Annotated in this window: 21 protein-coding genes; 10 read left to right on the forward strand and 11 right to left on the reverse strand. The window is 39.2% G+C overall.

Going from position 1 to position 17,355, the window contains the following annotated elements:
• The first annotated feature begins 11 nt into the window (after positions 1–11).
• Positions 12–758 (forward strand): peptidylprolyl isomerase, encoded by a 747-nt coding sequence (locus NSTC745_RS34555; RefSeq protein ID WP_445635060.1) that lies wholly within the window; start codon positions 12–14, stop codon positions 756–758.
• 321 nt (positions 759–1,079) lie between these two features.
• Here the strand turns inward: NSTC745_RS34555 and NSTC745_RS34560 are convergent, their stop codons facing one another.
• The 10 genes from NSTC745_RS34560 to trmB all read right to left on the reverse strand — a co-directional run bounded on the left by NSTC745_RS34560 (position 1,080) and on the right by trmB (position 9,312).
• Complete coding sequence (locus NSTC745_RS34560; protein ID WP_445635061.1) at positions 1,080–1,973, reverse strand: lysostaphin resistance A-like protein; 894 nt, start codon at positions 1,971–1,973, stop codon at positions 1,080–1,082.
• A 143-nt stretch (positions 1,974–2,116) separates the two neighbouring features.
• On the reverse strand, positions 2,117–2,923 hold the full coding sequence (locus NSTC745_RS34565; RefSeq protein WP_445635062.1) for a peptidylprolyl isomerase: 807 nt from the start codon (positions 2,921–2,923) through the stop codon (positions 2,117–2,119).
• Between the two features lie 5 nt (positions 2,924–2,928).
• Entirely contained in the window at positions 2,929–3,939 is a 1,011-nt protein-coding gene (locus NSTC745_RS34570) for an aldo/keto reductase (RefSeq protein WP_445635063.1), read from the reverse strand.
• Complete coding sequence (locus NSTC745_RS34575; protein ID WP_445635064.1) at positions 3,939–5,060, reverse strand: T3SS effector HopA1 family protein; 1,122 nt, start codon at positions 5,058–5,060, stop codon at positions 3,939–3,941. Before NSTC745_RS34575 ends, NSTC745_RS34570 begins: the two co-directional genes overlap by 1 nt.
• A gap of 110 nt (positions 5,061–5,170) precedes the next feature.
• The gene (locus NSTC745_RS34580; RefSeq protein WP_445635065.1) at positions 5,171–5,341 is read right to left on the reverse strand and encodes a bacteriocin; all 171 of its coding nucleotides are present in this window, start codon (positions 5,339–5,341) and stop codon (positions 5,171–5,173) included.
• A gap of 615 nt (positions 5,342–5,956) precedes the next feature.
• Positions 5,957–6,124, reverse strand: a complete 168-nt coding sequence (locus tag NSTC745_RS34585; RefSeq protein WP_445635066.1) for a hypothetical protein — start codon at positions 6,122–6,124, stop codon at positions 5,957–5,959.
• A gap of 89 nt (positions 6,125–6,213) precedes the next feature.
• Positions 6,214–6,387 (reverse strand): hypothetical protein, encoded by a 174-nt coding sequence (locus NSTC745_RS34590; protein ID WP_445635067.1) that lies wholly within the window; start codon positions 6,385–6,387, stop codon positions 6,214–6,216.
• 86 nt (positions 6,388–6,473) lie between these two features.
• On the reverse strand, positions 6,474–6,659 hold the full coding sequence (locus NSTC745_RS34595) for a hypothetical protein (RefSeq protein WP_445635068.1): 186 nt from the start codon (positions 6,657–6,659) through the stop codon (positions 6,474–6,476).
• Between the two features lie 476 nt (positions 6,660–7,135).
• The gene (locus NSTC745_RS34600; protein ID WP_445635069.1) at positions 7,136–8,338 is read right to left on the reverse strand and encodes a phosphotransferase family protein; all 1,203 of its coding nucleotides are present in this window, start codon (positions 8,336–8,338) and stop codon (positions 7,136–7,138) included.
• 317 nt (positions 8,339–8,655) lie between these two features.
• A complete protein-coding gene (trmB, locus tag NSTC745_RS34605) occupies positions 8,656–9,312 on the reverse strand; it encodes a tRNA (guanosine(46)-N7)-methyltransferase TrmB (RefSeq protein WP_445635070.1) in 657 nt (218 codons plus the stop codon).
• A gap of 239 nt (positions 9,313–9,551) precedes the next feature.
• On the opposite strand from trmB, the gene NSTC745_RS34610 reads away from it, so the two are divergent.
• Positions 9,552–10,679 carry a metallophosphoesterase family protein gene (locus NSTC745_RS34610; RefSeq protein ID WP_445635071.1) on the forward strand — a complete coding sequence of 376 codons (1,128 nt, stop codon included), beginning with the start codon at positions 9,552–9,554 and terminating at the stop codon, positions 10,677–10,679.
• A gap of 193 nt (positions 10,680–10,872) precedes the next feature.
• Here NSTC745_RS34610 and NSTC745_RS34615 read toward each other — a convergent pair whose 3' ends face one another.
• Complete coding sequence (locus NSTC745_RS34615; protein ID WP_445635072.1) at positions 10,873–12,108, reverse strand: FIST signal transduction protein; 1,236 nt, start codon at positions 12,106–12,108, stop codon at positions 10,873–10,875.
• A 372-nt stretch (positions 12,109–12,480) separates the two neighbouring features.
• On the opposite strand from NSTC745_RS34615, the gene NSTC745_RS34620 reads away from it, so the two are divergent.
• The 8 genes from NSTC745_RS34620 to cbiD all read left to right on the forward strand — a co-directional run bounded on the left by NSTC745_RS34620 (position 12,481) and on the right by cbiD (position 17,157).
• Positions 12,481–12,726: a Calvin cycle protein CP12 gene (locus NSTC745_RS34620; RefSeq protein WP_445635073.1), complete on the forward strand. Its 246-nt coding sequence runs from the start codon at positions 12,481–12,483 to the stop codon at positions 12,724–12,726.
• Between the two features lie 902 nt (positions 12,727–13,628).
• A complete protein-coding gene (locus tag NSTC745_RS34625) occupies positions 13,629–14,225 on the forward strand; it encodes a DUF3177 family protein (protein WP_445635074.1) in 597 nt (198 codons plus the stop codon).
• A gap of 46 nt (positions 14,226–14,271) precedes the next feature.
• Positions 14,272–14,568 (forward strand): DUF7734 family protein, encoded by a 297-nt coding sequence (locus NSTC745_RS34630; protein ID WP_445635075.1) that lies wholly within the window; start codon positions 14,272–14,274, stop codon positions 14,566–14,568.
• Positions 14,569–14,653: 85 nt separating this feature from the next.
• Positions 14,654–14,878 (forward strand): DUF433 domain-containing protein, encoded by a 225-nt coding sequence (locus NSTC745_RS34635; protein WP_445635076.1) that lies wholly within the window; start codon positions 14,654–14,656, stop codon positions 14,876–14,878.
• Entirely contained in the window at positions 14,875–15,045 is a 171-nt protein-coding gene (locus tag NSTC745_RS34640) for a DUF5615 family PIN-like protein (protein WP_445635077.1), read from the forward strand. Before NSTC745_RS34635 ends, NSTC745_RS34640 begins: the two co-directional genes overlap by 4 nt.
• A gap of 175 nt (positions 15,046–15,220) precedes the next feature.
• The gene (locus tag NSTC745_RS34645; protein WP_445635078.1) at positions 15,221–15,559 is read left to right on the forward strand and encodes a DUF433 domain-containing protein; all 339 of its coding nucleotides are present in this window, start codon (positions 15,221–15,223) and stop codon (positions 15,557–15,559) included.
• Positions 15,553–15,903 (forward strand): DUF5615 family PIN-like protein, encoded by a 351-nt coding sequence (locus NSTC745_RS34650; protein ID WP_445635079.1) that lies wholly within the window; start codon positions 15,553–15,555, stop codon positions 15,901–15,903. The genes NSTC745_RS34645 and NSTC745_RS34650 overlap by 7 nt, the downstream gene beginning before the upstream one ends.
• Positions 15,904–16,041: 138 nt before the next feature.
• Positions 16,042–17,157 (forward strand): cobalt-precorrin-5B (C(1))-methyltransferase CbiD, encoded by a 1,116-nt coding sequence (gene cbiD / locus NSTC745_RS34655; protein ID WP_445635080.1) that lies wholly within the window; start codon positions 16,042–16,044, stop codon positions 17,155–17,157.
• Positions 17,158–17,355: the final 198 nt, after the last annotated feature.

Consider the following 17,355-nt stretch of genomic DNA (forward strand, 5'->3'; position numbering starts at 1 on the left):
AGGAGATTATCATGTCACAACCTCTTACAATTACTTCCGAAGATATTCTAAATCAGGTGAAATTATCCTGCAAAATTCCTGAGATCATTGAAGATATTATTACTCTTCAAATTATCAAAGATGCGGTAGATAAAGCTGGCATCAAAGTAGAAACCGAAGAACTTCAGCAAACAGCAGACCAAATAAGATTAGCTCAAAAACTTAATAATGCTGATGATACTTGGGCGTGGTTAGAAAAACATAGCTTATCTCTCGATAATTTTGAAGAATTAGTTTACAACACTGTTATCTCTGGAAAATTAGCTGCTCATTTGTTTGGAGATAAAGTTGAACAATATTTCTTTGAACATCAACTAGATTATGCTACAGTCTTGCTCTATGAAGTTATTTTAGATGATGAAGATTTGTCTCTAGAACTGTTTTATGCCATCCAGGAAGGTGAAATTAGTTTTTATGAGGTGGCTCACAAATACATTGAAGATAAGGAATTACGCCGTAAATTAGGTTATCGGGGGAAATTGTACCGTAAAGATTTAAAGCCAGAAATTTCTGCTGCCGTCTTTGCTGCTAAACCTCCTCAACTTCTTAAACCCATAGTTACTTCTAAAGGGATACATTTAATATTAGTTGAGGAAATCATTCAACCAGAGCTAGATAATAAACTATCCCGTCAAATTTTGACAGATTTATTTACTGCTTGGTTGAAGTCACAAATCGAAAAATTTGAATTTCTCCCTGTTATTAGTTCAGAAAAATAAGGCTTTTAGCGATTTATAAAAAATATCCAATTAATTATTGTGGGGTGACCAAAATGCTCATTGGTGTCAACTTAAGCTCAAACTGTTGTCCCACAATCGTTTTACCCCACCCCCAACCCCTCCCCTTAGCAAGGGGAGGGGAGGTTTTGGCTTTAGACAAAACCGGGGTGGGGTAACGCGGATCTTGATGGTAAGTGACATAGCTGAATATCACATCTTTACAAGGGTTTGGCGTTAAGTGACACGTATGAACATTGTTGTGCCTTTACAATAATCTGTACCTCACCAAACTACAATCTGGTGTAATTGATTTGTTGAATTTTACTTTATAAATGACCTTTTAGAACTTGCATACTCATAAATAAATAGACTGATGTTTACAGCTATTAAAACTAGAAAACCAGCTAATCCTGTAACACCAACTGTTAAATCGTTACCTCCTTTGATTGCTAAGATAGACAATCCTGCTGTAGCATTTAATGTTCCATGTAGAATAGAAGTAGCAATAACAGATTGGGACTTGAGCCTGATATAGCTAAAAATTGGTGATAACAATAGGGTAAAAATTGTCATCATTAAAACACCTAATAACGGGTGTTGAGGATAGTTATGTCCTTGGATAATTATTGGAGCGTGCCATATTCCCCAAATCAAACCGATAATCACTGAAGACTTCCAAAACCCTAGATAATTAAATTCTTTTTGCAGCAAACCTCTCCAACCTAATTCTTCACCAAAAGCTGCAACAGCATTGATGGTTGCACCTGCAATTAAACCCTGTATTAAGCTAATCCAAATCAATGGAATTGGTAAAGCTGCTATTTGAGTTTGTACTTGCTGCAATTTTTCTGGAGAGAGTACTGTTTTTAATTGTGCAAATAGTCCTGCCATTTCTGGAGAATATTCAACTCCAGGAAAAAGTAGACTAACTGCAAAGGTCGTAAATGCTATAGTTGGCGCTAATAACCATGCTACCAAAAACCACCAATTGAACTTAAAAGAAATACCGAATGGTTTTTGCAATGGTTCGTGGTAAATTAACTTCTGGATAACTACAGCAACGAGCATCGGAATAAACATATAAGCTGTAGTTACAATCAGCGAACCAGGTACGACCCATTTACCGCCTAAGGTTAGGTATAGAATGACTAATAAATAATTAAAGAAAAAAGTTAAGCCTAGAAAGAGCCAAGCTTTTTTGAAATGTCTTTTCATAAACTCACCAATGTATCTGAGTTTGAGGGAATTGTGTCTAGATTGATGATGTATTGACATAGCTTGATTATTAAATTCTATAAATATTGCGTCTAAAATTCCCTGAATATTAAATATAAATATCCAGGGAATTTGTACTATTCCTAATTATTTTTTACAGTTACCAAACTGTGAGAATCAGAGTGAGTTTGACTCTTTAACCATGTTTGCAGCAGGAATTCTAATACTTGCTCTTTAACTTCTCTGAACTCATGAGAAAACCATTTTTCAACTTTTAGAATGTGATAACCTAATTTGGTTTGAATCGGGCCAATCACATCACCATCTTTTGCTTCTGCAATAGCTTGTCCTAATTCCGGCAGTAGTTCTGAAACAAAACGAATACCTACAAAGCCACCATTTTCTTTGGACTGCTTGCCTTTTGAATATTGTAGTGCCAAACTACAAAAGGCAGCCTTATCTTCTTGTAGTCCTTGGACTATTCTCAAAGCTTCTGTTAAATCGAGTACGAGAATCTGAGATAAAGCAACACGTTTAAAAATATAAGGATCGACTAGATATTGAGTATCTATAGTTGAGCCAAATAAACGTTCTTTTAACTTTTGTGTTAACAGTGCGACTCTAATACTTTCAGACCATTCTTCTACTTGTAAACGCTGCTGTGCTAGCCATGACAAAGTTTCTGAAGTTGTTAATAATTTACGATCTTGGCGAAAGATATCTCCTGCGGCTTGCAATTCATCTTCAGAAACTGTAATTTCTAGCTGTTCGCAGAGACGTAAAATTAAGACTTCTTGTTCGGCATCGGCAGCAACAGCACCAATTTTATATGAATGGCGTAGGTGGTCTAATATTTGTTCGTTTGTTGCGAGTGAAATCTCTGGGAGTTTTAGTGTTGCTAAAAGGTTTTCGCCGCTAGATATTCTTGGTGTAGCTACATTTTCTGTCATAATTATTAACCTCTGTAAATTAATTTATCTGTAGGAATATTTTGGTTTTGGAAACGATGGCGATGTAAATCGCCATAAAGGTTGAGATAATCTATTTCTTCTGCGGTGAGTTTACCTTTTTGGATGCCTGCGATCGCCGCGTCTATATGTTCCCGCTTTTCTGAACCCATCAGGCAGACATCTACACAGTTTTGGCTCAAAGAATAGCGGTATAAATCAGGAACTGAAGGCACCCAACATCCTTCTGGCAAACCAGCAGGAGGATGCCAAAGGGGGCCATGCATTCCCGCAGATTTAAACGTGACAATACCCGATCGCTGCGGATCTTCGGCTTGCAAATTTTTAAATACTGATTTTTGAGCTGTACGATGAGCGACATTATGTCTCACCATCGCCACATCTATTAATGAATTATTCAGCCATTTGTTAGCTAAATCTAAGTCGTGAAAAGAAGCACCAATATAACGAACAGCCCCCATTTTTTTGAGGCGTTCGGAAACGCCAAACATTCTTTCAACGATTCGTTCGTAAATGCTACCAGCACCTCTTAAATCGTTGGAACGGTCTAAGCATTTCTCAAACATTGGCTCATCACTGGTGCCAATCCAGCCCCAAAAGAAGACATCAATATAGTCCATTTTCAGGTCTACAAATTGGTCGATGATGGCTGCCATTGCCGCATCTGGATTTTTGATATAACTCACCGTTGCCAGTACTAGTTTTTCTCGCACTGATGAGCCACGACCGCATAATTTCCGCAGTCCTTCAGACATGTGGCTGTAGAGATAGTGGTGCAAATCGCTAGAGTAAAAAAAGAAGTTAATCCCTTGGTCGAAGGCATAAAGGGTATCTTCACTAGAGATTTTACCTCCACCTCCTAATCCTAAAGCGCTAACAGTTAAATCAGTTCGTCCTAGTTTGCGGTAAAATGGCAAATCTGATTCGGGAAATTTCTTGTTGAAATTAACTTCGTTGGAAGTTGTTACTTTTGGCGGCGCAAGGTCGAGTATTTGCATTAGTTCAACGGTGTGTAGATGTCTTCAGAGTTGGCATTAAGATAAGAACGGTGTAATTCAATTCCCAGAAGAGAAAAGTTTTCTAGAATAGCTTTCATCCGTTCTTCGGGAGAGTTATTTCCCTGTTGGCTAGCTTGTAACAATCCATTAGCAATAATTTGACAGCGATTGATACCAAAACTTTCTTGGGCTGCAAATCTCTGGTTTGGTTCTTCTGCCAAACTTAGCCCTGGCATCAGTAATTTTGTGAATAATGGAACTTCTGAATTAAAGTGCGCCTGCTTTTCTGTATAAACACTTTGTAAAATTGGCCGAACGGCTTCATAGTAGCTTTTCTCAAAGTAAAGCACTGCTGAATCATAGCGACCGTAGTCAGCAGGATTGTATAGTGCTTTAAATGTGAAAGGAATGTTAATTTCGTTGAGTTGCTGCGTTAGGCTACCCATAACTGCAACTGCACCTTCTGGACTCAAATTAAAGTAAATACGTACAGTTTGTGGCTGATGATTTGGATTGCCGATAGTTTGCGGACCAGCATTCCCAACCGCCAAATAAAATCCGTTTTGAACTCGATTTTTAGGCAATCTAATTGCAACTAGATCGTCTACCACCGCAGATTGTTCGGCTGATTGTAAGTGGTAATCGCGTTTAATATATAAATTTAAACCGCCCTTTGTGACCATTAAGGTATCATCATTTACTTGTTTGACTACACACCAATTAGCGTCAAAATAGCCCTCTCCAGTATTGCTATTGTGTAAGCGATCGTAAAACGCCAAGTCTACCCCTAAGAATGAGTTATTTTCTAAATCTTGGTGTAATTGCAGGTTAGATGAATCTCCATCAAGCGCTAGAGTTTTTTGTAGAGAACCGTTGTAATAAATTCCATAAATAAAACTACGCAGTTGCAAATTAGAGTATCTATTTTGAACATCCTTAGACATCTTTTTGAAACGAACTATCACCTCTTCTGGCAGATCTAAGGGCTTGTAACTTGGGTGACGAATACAAAAATTAGATTCGATTTCAATGTTATTAACGATGTCTTCTAAAGCATCCCACAGTCGTCGATCTGCTTCTGATGAGTGGTTTGGGTTAATTTCTAATAATTCAGCAATCATTGAATAGGCTAGTTAATAAATAGACAGGAGTTACTCTATTTTTATAAATAACAGTGCTTTAAGTAGCACTGTTATTTATGCTCGAAAAAACTAATATATAACTTTAGTTCTTACAAAGTTAAAGTTATTGTAATCGTTATAGTTATAGTTAGAGTTATTCCGAACAACCCTCCATTGACGTTATTTAATTCGTCAGCATTTAATTCATTGAGGAAGCTTTCAGAATCTTGAAAGAGTTCGGAACCAGCGGGACTTAAATCGTGCAATTTAATATTAGCCATGATTAATTAATCTCCTAATTGAGTAAATTTAAGTGAGTTATGAACTTTTTAGTTCATGTTTAAATACTGACATATTGATTTGAGTAAAACAACAAAAATACAATGCTTTTTCGGGCACAAATAAAACCTTTATGTCATGTTTTATTTCTGTTAGTTATCCTATCCAGTCCCAAAAAAATCTGCTTGTAGACAATGTGCCATCCAAGCAGAACTAAAACCTTACCAATTAAGTAGAAATACTAAATTAAACTAAAAAAGATATTGTCGGGTTTCGACTCCGCTCAACCCTCGTCTTCTCAGCGATCGAGCATTGAGCGTACCCTTCGGGATCTTGCTACGCGTAGCGTCTCCCCTTGGGAGAAGTCGAAATGCGTCTTCTAAATGATTGTGTCCACCTACTTATCAGTTTCGGAAAAAGCCAGGTTATATAACCATAAAGTTCCCAGTTTAATCTCTCTTGCCTGTTGAGTTCTGCATTAATTAGCTCGTTGTGATGCATAGATATCAGTTATCATTCTCAAATTCTGTCTAAACATAGAAAAAAGACAGTTCCGCTATACAGAACTGTCTTTTAGGTAAAACTAAAAAATTATTGTGTGAATTATCTACAAAAGATTACAAAGGGATAGTCCAAGACACAGGCCAGCAATAAGTGAACGATTGTGTTCTAAAACCTCCTTGTACTCCCAATTCTGCATCTGTTAGCTCATGGAGAAAGCTTTCAGAATCTTGAAACAGTTCTGAACCAGCGGGATTTAAGTCATGAATTTTGATAGTAGCCATCAGTTTTCATCCTTAAATATTGTATTAATTATGAACAAAAAAAAGACAGTTATACTAAGCAGGACTGTCTTTTAAGCAAAACTAAAAAATTACCAAGTCCAAGTCCAAGTCCAAGTAACTGTAACAGTCACAGTTACTGATGCTACTCTTAAACCACCATTTACTCCCAATTCTTCATCTGTTAGCTCATTGAGAAAGCTTTCAGAATCTTGAAACAGTTCGGAACCAGCGGGGCTTAAGTCGTGAATTTTGATAGTAGCCATACGTTATCATCCTCAAAATATTGTGTGAATTATGAACAAAAAACAGTTACACCAAGCAAGAGTTTGTTTTAAGTAAAACGAAGAAATTACCAAGTCCAAGACCAAGAGTAAGTAACTGACAAAGTAATGCTAATAGTAACAGTGACTGATTCTGCTGCTCTACCGCCATGTACTCCCAATTCTGCATCTGTTAGCTCATTAAGGAAGCTTTCAGAATCTTGAAACAGTTCGGAGCCAGCGGGACTTAAGTCGTGAATTTTGATAGTAGCCATGAAATCCTCCTAGTTGAATAAAGTAAATTGAATGATGAACTTTTTAGTTCATGCCTAAATGTTGGCATAGTAATTAATAGATTAGCTAGGATAAGCAAGTAGTTTTTATTCCTTTAATACACCTTTTTTGTCATCTTTGCTTTTTTATAATTGGCTAATTAAATAAATCAAATGCCTTACATTTTTTCATGTAACGCAATTACAGCAGATTGCTACTTTGTGACCTACAGATAATTGTAGGGGCACAATATATTTTGCCCCTATCCATGTACTTTATTTACCTGAAATACGCTGTATATAAAAAATGGTGAAATAACATGACTGTCATTTCACCTAAGCTGCAAGGATTTTTATGCTCAAAAACTTATTTGATAGATAACTACGTTCTCTACTGAAACCTGATAAAGGATAATAATTTATCTGCAATTATCTGTTTTCACAATTACCAAATCTAGAAACCAAACTGCTGCGAGTTATCAAATTGTGTTAGATAATACTTCATTACCAGAGCTAGTTAGGCGGGTTAGTTCTGCTGCTGTCGTACCAAAAACGGTAGGAATAGATTGCTCTGGACGGCACAACAAACTTTTAGCAACCTGAAGCATAGAAATACCCATATTGCCGAAAGATTTTTGATACTGAATTATGGACTGAATTGCTTGAATTAATGCCAAACCGGAAAATTGCACAACTCGCTGAATAAAATCAGGATAGCGAACTAAAATTTCTGGAAAAGACTCTAAATAAGCACTAGTTAAAGCATAAATAGAAGGTTGTAAGGATTCGAGGGGAGTGGTAGCTAAGCGCAGAGATTCATCGATAGTCATCTCTTTGCTAACAATTAAGCTATTGAGCCAAATTTGGAGATAACTGGTAATAATTGACCCTAGATCGAAAGCTGGATCTCCCCAAGACGATCGCTCCCAATCAATCAGTCGCACAATACCGTTTTGTGATACTTCGGCTTGCGGGAATGACTGCTCGCATTCCTGATGCAATAGAATGTTGTTGAGCTTGAGGTCATTGTGCGTCAGACATCGCGGCGCAAAAGCTGTACTCAGTTCTCTAAGTGCTTGTCCCAAGCTATCATATCGCTGATAAAGGGCGAAAAATTTCAATCCATCAGCAGGTACTAAACCAAAAATTTCCGGGCCGATCTGCTCCAATTTCCGAATCAAAAGCAATACCAGATCGGATTTTATATTGTCGGAATTCGGAGAGAAGAAATCTTGATATTTTTGGCAATTGAAGGTTTGGCGATGGATTGTTGCTATACAACTACCGATAGCTGCTGCTATTGTTGGAGGGAATATATTCCCATTCATATAGAAATCGTTTAAATCGCGATAATTATCGAGGTATTTAAAGACAATAATTGAGTTTTCTCTATCAAAATCAAGTACTTCGGGCAAAAATAATTTTGTGTAATTCAGTTCCGGAAATTTTTGTAATAACTCTTGAATTCGCCACTCATCTAAAAACTCACCTGCTGTTTTTCCATCGCGATCGCACCGTTCTTGCTTCACAAGAAGCTTACCACCGTCTGACAGGGTGAGTAATAAATTAAAGTTTTTTGCAGGTATCGCCTCAATATTCGTGAGAGATTGCTCTGATTGAGTCAATAAGTCACGCTCAACTAAATAATCAAAAACATTGTTGGAGTTCAATATAAATGTCATACGCTATCAAATATGAATACTAAGCTTCAAATCTTTTGTCTTCTACGATTTTAGGCAAAATGAAGATTGTAGACTCTATTGTTAAAAGTTTTTCTTCGACACAACTAAAACTTTTATGTCCCATTGAAGAGGACAAGGTGAAGGGAAGAAAAACTCCCCTTTCCAATGCTTAAAGGCAACATAAAAAGATAAATAGGCGTCTCTATTCAAGCTGTAAGCGATGCCTACGGCTGGCTACGCCTACGCAGCAATTCAAATTTTGAGCAGCAACTAAAACATTTATGCCCTGAAAACTTTTTTGTCTGGAGATTGCGCTGTCATTCTTCTCGATTCTCAACTTCTCGCCTGACAAACAAAGCCCGATAAACAGGTTCGCCCTTGTTTTGAGTATATATTTCTCGTTCTGTGGGCACTGGTAGCGGGTTTTGGGCTAGCCATTCTTCTGTACCAACTTGCTGATAAGCTGGGTGAGCAGCAAAGCGATCGCGCACTTCCACAGCGATAAATTCCATATCTGATTGCAGAAATACAACCCCCCCAACCGCAAGATAATTAGCTAATTCTGCTACTAGTTCTGGTTGGACTACACGACGTTTAGCATGGCGGGTTTTAAACCAAGGATCGGGAAATTGAATTGTCACCCGTTGTAAACTTCCAGGAGGCAATGAAGATAAAAGCGATTCCAAGGAATTATTTACATTGCAAAATAAGTAATGCAAATTTGTTAAACCTAACTTAGAACGCAACTTATTCGCCTCCACCACCAGCGGTTCCCGAATTTCTAAGCCCAAAAAATTCCAGTTTGGTTCTATCTTGGCCATATTCAACAAAAAAAGCCCTTTAGCACAGCCAATATCTAAATGTAGAGATTGATTTGGCTTTGCATAAACTTTTTCCCAGTCAAGAGGATTTACTGGTGTTTGATACTTTTGGGCAAGTGGGTTAACATGCTGGCGGACTCGGACTGCTGCCAAAATTTCTTCTCCTTATTTGTAATCCGTAATTCGTAATTTTTAGTAATTAAATTTTTTTGAGTTTTACAGATTAAACATATCTCATAAACCTTAAAGTCAATTGTTACTATAGCGTGTAATCGATGCTCAATGTGTACAAATGTTAAATAGACCCACTGCTGAGCAGGAAGATTGAGTAAGGGTTATACTTTTTGGAAAAGACTTGTTTTAGCTCCTCCTTTTAACATTTTCCTAAATCGATGACTCTCAATTTTCGGTTTGCGATCGTCAGTGACTTACACCTAGCACTTCCCCACACAATCTGGAATCATCCTAGTCGGTTTCATCTTGTGGAAGTCAGTATTTCAGCATTTGAAAGTGTACTAGAACATTTGACACAACTTGATTTAGATTTTCTGTTGTTGCCAGGAGATTTAACCCAGCATGGCGAACCTGAGAATCATGCTTGGTTACAACAACGCTTAGCGCAGCTACCTTTTCCCGTTTATGTTGTTCCTGGCAATCATGACGTTCCCGTACTATTTGCCAATGAGCAATCAATTGCTTTTGAGGATTTTCCCTACTATTACACGAAGTTTGGCTATGAAGATCCGCGACAGATTTACTACATTCGTGAGTTGCTACCTGGAGTCAAGCTGATTGGACTCAATTCTAACTTTTTTAACGACCAAGGCGAGCAGGTGGGATGTTTGGATAGCAAACAACTGCGTTGGTTAGAAGAAGTTTTGGCGGCATCTGGTGATGAATTAATTTTGGTGATGGTGCATCATAATGTGGTTGAGCATTTACCCAATCAATCGCGTCACCCACTAGCAAATCGCTATATGCTGGCAAATTCCGCCCAATTGTTGCAGTTACTCAACCGCTACGGAGTCAAGCTAGTGTTTACTGGGCATTTGCACGTTCAAGATGTTGCTTACGATAAAGGGGTATATGATATTACCACCGGCTCTTTGGTTAGCTATCCTCATCCTTATCGGGTGCTAGAATTTCGTCGGGATAATCAAGGTAGAGAATGGTTGCAAATTTTATCCCATAGGGTAGAATCAGTGCCTGATTTTCCAGACTTGCAGCAGTTATCACGGCAGTGGATGGGCGATCGCTCTTTCCCATTTTTAATCAAACTACTAACTAACTCTCCCCTAAACTTACCACTATCACAGGCAAAAGAATTAGCTCCTAGTTTGCGTGACTTCTGGGCGACTATTGCCGATGGTGATGCCGTGTTAGACTACCCGCATTTCCCCCAAGAAGTACGCCGCTACATTCAAACTTACGCTGCTTCACAGCCCAACTCAAGCATCGCCACAGGTGGAACCGTGACTATGATTGATAATAACAGCACGCTTTTGCTGGATAGGAGTTAAAAGTTAGGAGTGAGGAGTTATGAGTTGGGAGTTAAAAGTTAGGAGTGAGGAGTGAGGAGTGAGGAGTGAGGAGTTAAATATTTCAAACTCACAACTCACAACTCATAACTCCTAACTCTTAACTCCCAACTCCCAACTCCCAACTCCCAACTCCCAACTCATAACTCCTAACTCCTAACTCCCATCTTTTAACTTACGACTGATTTTGCCGACAAATTCCAAATACTGAAGTATAGGCGTGTAAGAAGGTTCTGCCGCCAACAGGGCCGATTTCACCGCCACAGAAAAAGCCGCCTACAGGAATATCTTTGATATAGCGCCTAAATAATTCCGAATCAAAATTGGGTTTACCATATAGTCCTTCACCTCTTCCCAGACAGGCAAACATCAAAGCAGCTGCGGCAGAGGGTTCGGAGTTGCGTTGGTCTTGATAACTTTGGAGGAGTAATTCTAAATCTTGGGCGGAGGCTTGGGCATCGCGGAGGTGGAATTGCAGCCTTTGACCGGGACGAACACGATCGCCAATTGCGATCGCTCCTGCTGTAGGATCGACACCGAGAATACCGCGAATTAAAAAGTCTCCCTGTTGTAAAGCTAGCTTAAATTCATCCATTGCCACGCCCACAAACAAAGAGTGCTGTGCTAAAGTCCGTTCTTCTTCGCTGAGACTGGCAATCAAATCTCGCAATACAATTAAAGGCACTTGTTCATCTAACTCTAGAATGATATTGCGATCGGCTTTGGTAACTTGCAACGGTTTACCAATAGGTCTGCATCCTTGAGCGACAATCGTTTCCAAAACAATATTTCCAGTCAAAGCTATGCCAATAGTGCCCTCACGATACAAACTTTGACCCAAATCGCTATGGTCATCCTTACAAAATAAGGCAACACGACCGCCCATACCCCCACCACTAGCCTGTCCTCCAACTATTACCGATCCTGGATAAGCAAAATCCAGCCCCTGCAACAAATCGTTGATTCCAGAAGCGAAGGAACTAGAAAGCAAAATGAAGTGGGGTGTGGGATTGGGGGGTACACCAACTAAATCAAGCCAAGCATCTGGGGAACTATCCAAGTCAGGTAATTCTTCAGCAACAACATGAAATACCCGAACCTGCACCCCTGGAAGGTGCGCTAAAGTCAGACTGATAGCTGGTTCGGCTTCTAGTTCTTGGGTTTCTCCACTAACTGTTGTCCCAATTACACCACCACCACTACAGCCAATCAGCACCGGCACAGAAAGCTTCTCAGCCAACAAAGGTAATAGTCGAGAATACTCACTCGTAAAAGCAGACGAAATGAATACCAGCCCTAAATCCGCAGGTGCTGTTAACGATGAGACAGCTCGTTGTACCACATCTGCGACTGCTGCTTCCAAGGAATGATGGGTTGATAGGGCGTTTGCCCACTGCATTTGGTCTGCCATGAGTTTTGGGCTTCTTTTGCTTTTTAGGCTAGTAGTTTTTGATTTTTCATTTTGGGAAGAATTGCATCCTACAAGAGTTGACCCCAGTTGTTTGTATTCACCATCCCGGCAAACGGGGTTGTCATTCCCTAATACATGCATCTAAATATATTGTATGATTATCTATCTATAGTACTGATTCCATAAAATCTTAAAAAATAAAGGTGAATACATTATAAATGTCACAGTTTGCTGTATGGATTAGAAATCAATAGACTCAAACGCTAACTTAATTATCAGCTAAGTGGTTAAAATAGTTAGTAATAAAATCAAAAACTGCCATTTTTGAAGTCTTTCTATACTAGTACTAACAACACACAACGAGACTAAACAATGACAAACATTCAAGAAACAGCAAAAAACGGCATCCAAGAACAAATCCAACAAGAAGTAGAACAGGCGCGTAGTGTCTGCGATCTTAACGGTAGCAACTCACCAGAGTGTGCTGCTGCCTGGGATGCAGTAGAAGAATTGCAAGCCGAAGCTTCTCACCAACGCCAAAGCAAGCCAAAAAACTCTTTGGAACAGTATTGTGACGATAACCCAGAAGCAATTGAATGCCGAGTTTACGATGACTAGAAATTGAAGCAAGTGAATTTTTTGTTTAGTCAACAGGCAGCTAAGATCTATTTACTGATATCTTGCACCTTGAGATCGGTATCCGTCTAAAATGGCACTCTCGCCTTTTCACTGTCCTTGCTGACAGGTAGAGAATTAGTGAAATATGTAGCCTCATTTGGCAAGTAAAACTTTACGCCCTAAAAAAATCGGGTTTTTGTTCAAAACTACCAAATGCATAGACGCTGGGTCAGTTTTCCAACTTTCCCTGATACTACTACACATAAGTAGGTACAAAATCAAAATTTAGAATCTTCGAGTTGCTTGCTGTTTTGACAAATAAAAAAATTCCCGAAAATCAATTAGCTAAGTTACAAAATTTGATTTTGTAATACGTATTGCAAAAATTTTTGTAACAAATCAAGTACTTGTAGGGGCGTGCGTTTGTGCGCCCCTTCAGATTTTATAGTATAGTCTGTATATTTTTAGACGTAAAAATTTTCAACCGTATAGGTTGGTAAGCGATCGCATTAGTGCAAATCAACCCATAGCATCCAAGCTAGGATTATCCTTGAGGTAATGAAATATTCTCTTTCTAAGTCTTTTCGTTCTTTACATCCTTAGTAATTTGTTAAAAAAGTAATTTTGACAACTAGGATAGAATTGCTATAGTTAATAGCTTAGAAGTATGCCAGAGTTGATTGACTTGAACAAAAATTTCTCATACAAATTTATATGTTATTTGCGTAATTTCGATATTTATACTCCCTACTGCCTACTCTGTGAAACTGAAAATTACGGTTTACAACGTAGATTTGTATCAGTTATGGATCTTCCCTTTTGATTAGAAATGTTCTATCAAAACAGAAGTCATCTGAATTGTAAATTATAAATCCTCCTGCAATTATCATTTGAGTAAAACTATGGATTTTAATGTTTGGTTTCGCCCTTTTGTCTGGATTGATTACCGACTGGCAGTATTATTTCTGGTAATTATTCCACTGATTCTCTTGATTTGGGCATTTGTGCAAAAAGCAGAAGGCATACAACGGTTATTAGCTATATACTGGCGAGTATCAAGCCTGCTGGCAATCACTGTTTATCTCATGATTGCTCAGTATCCAGTTAGCTTTATTTCTGCATTGATGGCTCAGATTTTGATCCCGATTTCGCTATGGTTTTGGGTGGATATCAACGATGAAATTGAGTATCAAACCACTGGAGCTTTAAAGTTAATTTTTACTTCTTGGCGTTGGGCAACTACTGTTTATTGTCTTTTAGGCGCAGTAGCCTCTACGCTTTTTTTAAATTGTGCTTTTTCTGCCAGTGCGCTCAAGACGCCCTATTGTCGCGTCTGGTTCGAGGCTCCATTAATGTTCAAAGAATATTTTCATGCTAATAGCAAAGCTGAGTTTTTAGGTTTTCTTGGCATAACTAGTTTAGTAATTTATGTACTGTACTTAAGTTATTTTGTCCTTGTTAAGCTAGGCAAGCAAGGACGCACAGCTACACCTCAATAATCGTCATTGTGCTTCAATTCAAAATTGAAAATTTCAAATTCAAAAAATGGATTCCATTGGCAAACGATTGGAACAATATACCGCTAAACGACCGCAAGAAGTTTTATTGGTAACAGTAGAAATTGCTGGCGAACAAGATACAATTGCTGTTTTCAAAGGTTTTTCTAGTTCTTTGATGCATCCAACAGCATTCGATCCAGATGTGCCCGTTCTACCAGATGAGGCAATTATTCTCAATATCGATCGGGTAGCGAGTCCTTACAATCCTGAAACACCTCGCTATATTCAACAAGAACTTTCTTGGGAAGCTATGCAATTTCTATTATCAGAGGTGGGAGTCTAACTAATAGCTATTTCAAATATTTCATGCGGGATCAGTGGGATGAAGCAAAACGATAGCGAGTTTTAGCACAACGATCTACTTTTTTATGAATTACCACGACATTATTACAATTGAACCTGGAAAACGCAGTGGTAAACCCTGTATCCGGGGAATGCGAATCACTGTTTATGATATTTTGGAGTATCTTGCAGGCGGAATGACTGAAGCAGAAATCCTAGAGGATTTTTCTGAATTAACTGCCGAAGATATCAAAGCGTGTCTTGCTTTTGCTGCCGATCGCGAGAACAAGTTATTTGTGGTATCCTTGTGAAACTGCTTCTAGACGAAAATCTTAGCGATCGCATTATTTCACAGATTGTAGATTTGTATCCTGATTCAGTACACGTTAAAACTTTAGTGTTACGCTGCATCATTGCTCACCTAAAGCAAAATCGTGCCTATCCCCTGGAAACTTTGGTTGAGCCAGACTATATTTGAGCAAATTGCGCCATTATAACCCTGATGTGGCGGACTAGATCGCGGTTGCGACGATACTAAAAAGAAATACCATCAACTTGTCATGGGCATCGCATAAATCGATGCATACAAAAAATCTAAAATTTGATAACCCGCAACTTGGGTTACTATCAAAGCAATTAATTGGAAGGGATTCATGACACTATTGATTATGGCTGAACCTGCTCCTCTAAAATCCAATGAGCATGGTGTAGTTATAGTTGGCAAAACCCGTGTCACTTTGGATACTATAGTTGCTGTCTTTCAGCAAGGCGCAACAGCAGAGGAAATTGTTTATCGCTATCCCTCGCTAGATTTAGCTGACGTTTACGCTACAATCGCTTTCTACCTCAATCACCAGGCAGAAGTAGAAGCCTACTTGCAACAGCGACGACAGCAATCACAAGAGATTCGTGCAATAAATCAAGCGACTTATGAGCCACAAGCCTTACGCGATCGCTTGCTTGCCCGTAAATCATCACAGCAAGCATGTTAAAACTACTTGCTGATGAAAACTTCGACAATACAGTTATTAGAGGATTGTTCCGCCGTAATCCAAAAATCGATATCGTTCCCGTACAAGATGTTGGACTATCAGGCAAAAACGATCCAACTATCCTAGATTGGGCAGCCCAAGAAGGACGTATACTGCTTACCCATGACGTTTCTACAATTACTCGCTATGCATACGATCGAGTTAGGCAAGGCCAGACCATGCCGGGAGTTATCGAAGTCAGCCTAGATGCACCAGTAGGCCGTGTAATTGAAGATATTCTTGTAGTTGTAGAGTGCGGCCAGGAGGGAGAACTAGAAGGGCAAGTTCAATATCTCCCTTGGTGAAACGATTTAATAACATAATGGTTCGAGCAGTCAAAAGCCCTAAGTGTAGATACAAAAGGTATCATTTGCCCCTAATGTTAGCCTTTACCATAAAGGTTGAATTTTATTTATCTGGTTTTGTAAAGTTAAATTTAAAAAATGTCCCGTTCTGGATACACACTCCCAGTCTTTGCCTGCGCTGCTGCCGTTGCAGCTTTACACTGGTTACGCGATCGCCAATCATTAACCATAGCATCGATAGATTTAATTGAACCAAACCAAATCGCAGAAATCCCAATCGAACAGGTAGCCGGACTATCTGAAAATACAGCTTTGGCAATTACCCGTAGCGACCCTGGCGATAATCTTGACCTGACTAGAGATACGCCGATTTGGGCAATGGTGGAATGGCGACAAGACGGTGAAGAGGCTGTAACTATTAAGGGTGGGGAAGGAATTGGCAAACAGGCGAATGCTGACGATAAGCCGGCTATTTATGCCTATGCTCGCAGGCTGTTGCAAGAAAATTTACAACGAATGTTGGCAGCTGGGGAAAAAATCACGGTGACGATTATTTTACCCGAAGGGCGATCGCTTGCTGTGCGAACTTCAAATTCTGCTTTTGGTGTAGTTGAAGGACTTTCGCTTTTAGGCACAACTGGCATTTCTCAACCTTTAAGTACTCCCGACCAACTTGCAGCTTTCCGATCTCAATTACAAAATAAAGCTAGTCGTTTTGAGAGTTTGGTATTTTGTATCGGCGAGAATGGCCTAGATTTAGCGCGAAAACTAGGGATTAATCCCGAACAATTGGTAAAAACTGCTAACTGGCTTGGGCCAATGCTAGTAGAAGCTGATGTGCTGGGTGTAAAAGAAATCTTATTATTTGGCTATCACGGAAAGTTGATGAAGTTAGCAGGGGGAATTTTTCACACCCATCACCACCTAGCTGATGGACGGCGGGAAATTTTAGCAGCCCACTGCGCGATCGCTGGTTTAAAATCACCAGATATCCAAGCTATATTTGACAGCCCTACCGCTGAAGCCGCATTAAAATACTTACGATCCCTAGACGCTTCCACAGGTAGCGATTGGGTAAATCAAGTTTACAGTGCGATCGCCGAAACTATTGATATCCGTTCCCAAGAATACATCCAAAGCCATAGCCAAAGGGGCGCAGAAGTTACAGTCTGTGGCTCGGCCCTCTTTGATGGCGATCGCAAAATTATCGTGAAGAGTAAAACTGCTGGTCTGCTAATGGGAAAATTATGTTAACTTATTATGAATAATCGTAAATAATTAACATAAATAACCTTTTAAGCGATCGCTTTCGGGTAAGTTTATCCTTCTAATACCATCTCCAACTCACGAAATAGACAAGCGCATAAAAAGATGCGTTTGTCAAGGTTGTTTATACCATTATCAGCCTGCCCAGGCTGAATAATAGCATCAAGCTATAGGTTACAGGGCGTC

Source organism: Nostoc sp. DSM 114161 (assembly GCF_052692665.1).

Bases quoted from the DNA above. Each gene is read 5' to 3' on its own strand.
- NSTC745_RS34645 (WP_445635078.1), top strand. From the start codon at position 15,221: ATGACACTATTGATTATGGCTGAACCTGCTCCTCTAAAATCCAATGAG.
- NSTC745_RS34610 (WP_445635071.1), top strand. From the start codon at position 9,552: ATGACTCTCAATTTTCGGTTTGCGATCGTCAGTGACTTACACCTAGCA.
- NSTC745_RS34630 (WP_445635075.1), top strand. From the start codon at position 14,272: ATGGATTCCATTGGCAAACGATTGGAACAATATACCGCTAAACGACCG.
- NSTC745_RS34555 (WP_445635060.1), top strand. From the start codon at position 12: ATGTCACAACCTCTTACAATTACTTCCGAAGATATTCTAAATCAGGTG.
- NSTC745_RS34635 (WP_445635076.1), top strand. From the start codon at position 14,654: ATGAATTACCACGACATTATTACAATTGAACCTGGAAAACGCAGTGGT.
- NSTC745_RS34625 (WP_445635074.1), top strand. From the start codon at position 13,629: ATGGATTTTAATGTTTGGTTTCGCCCTTTTGTCTGGATTGATTACCGA.
- NSTC745_RS34585 (WP_445635066.1), bottom strand. From the start codon at position 6,124: ATGGCTACTATCAAAATTCATGACTTAAATCCCGCTGGTTCAGAACTG.
- cbiD (WP_445635080.1), top strand. From the start codon at position 16,042: ATGTCCCGTTCTGGATACACACTCCCAGTCTTTGCCTGCGCTGCTGCC.
- NSTC745_RS34595 (WP_445635068.1), bottom strand. From the start codon at position 6,659: ATGGCTACTATCAAAATTCACGACTTAAGTCCCGCTGGCTCCGAACTG.
- NSTC745_RS34565 (WP_445635062.1), bottom strand. From the start codon at position 2,923: ATGACAGAAAATGTAGCTACACCAAGAATATCTAGCGGCGAAAACCTT.
- NSTC745_RS34570 (WP_445635063.1), bottom strand. From the start codon at position 3,939: ATGCAAATACTCGACCTTGCGCCGCCAAAAGTAACAACTTCCAACGAA.
- NSTC745_RS34620 (WP_445635073.1), top strand. From the start codon at position 12,481: ATGACAAACATTCAAGAAACAGCAAAAAACGGCATCCAAGAACAAATC.
- NSTC745_RS34575 (WP_445635064.1), bottom strand. From the start codon at position 5,060: ATGATTGCTGAATTATTAGAAATTAACCCAAACCACTCATCAGAAGCA.
- NSTC745_RS34590 (WP_445635067.1), bottom strand. From the start codon at position 6,387: ATGGCTACTATCAAAATTCACGACTTAAGCCCCGCTGGTTCCGAACTG.
- NSTC745_RS34580 (WP_445635065.1), bottom strand. From the start codon at position 5,341: ATGGCTAATATTAAATTGCACGATTTAAGTCCCGCTGGTTCCGAACTC.
- NSTC745_RS34650 (WP_445635079.1), top strand. From the start codon at position 15,553: ATGTTAAAACTACTTGCTGATGAAAACTTCGACAATACAGTTATTAGA.
- NSTC745_RS34560 (WP_445635061.1), bottom strand. From the start codon at position 1,973: ATGAAAAGACATTTCAAAAAAGCTTGGCTCTTTCTAGGCTTAACTTTT.
- NSTC745_RS34600 (WP_445635069.1), bottom strand. From the start codon at position 8,338: ATGACATTTATATTGAACTCCAACAATGTTTTTGATTATTTAGTTGAG.
- NSTC745_RS34615 (WP_445635072.1), bottom strand. From the start codon at position 12,108: ATGGCAGACCAAATGCAGTGGGCAAACGCCCTATCAACCCATCATTCC.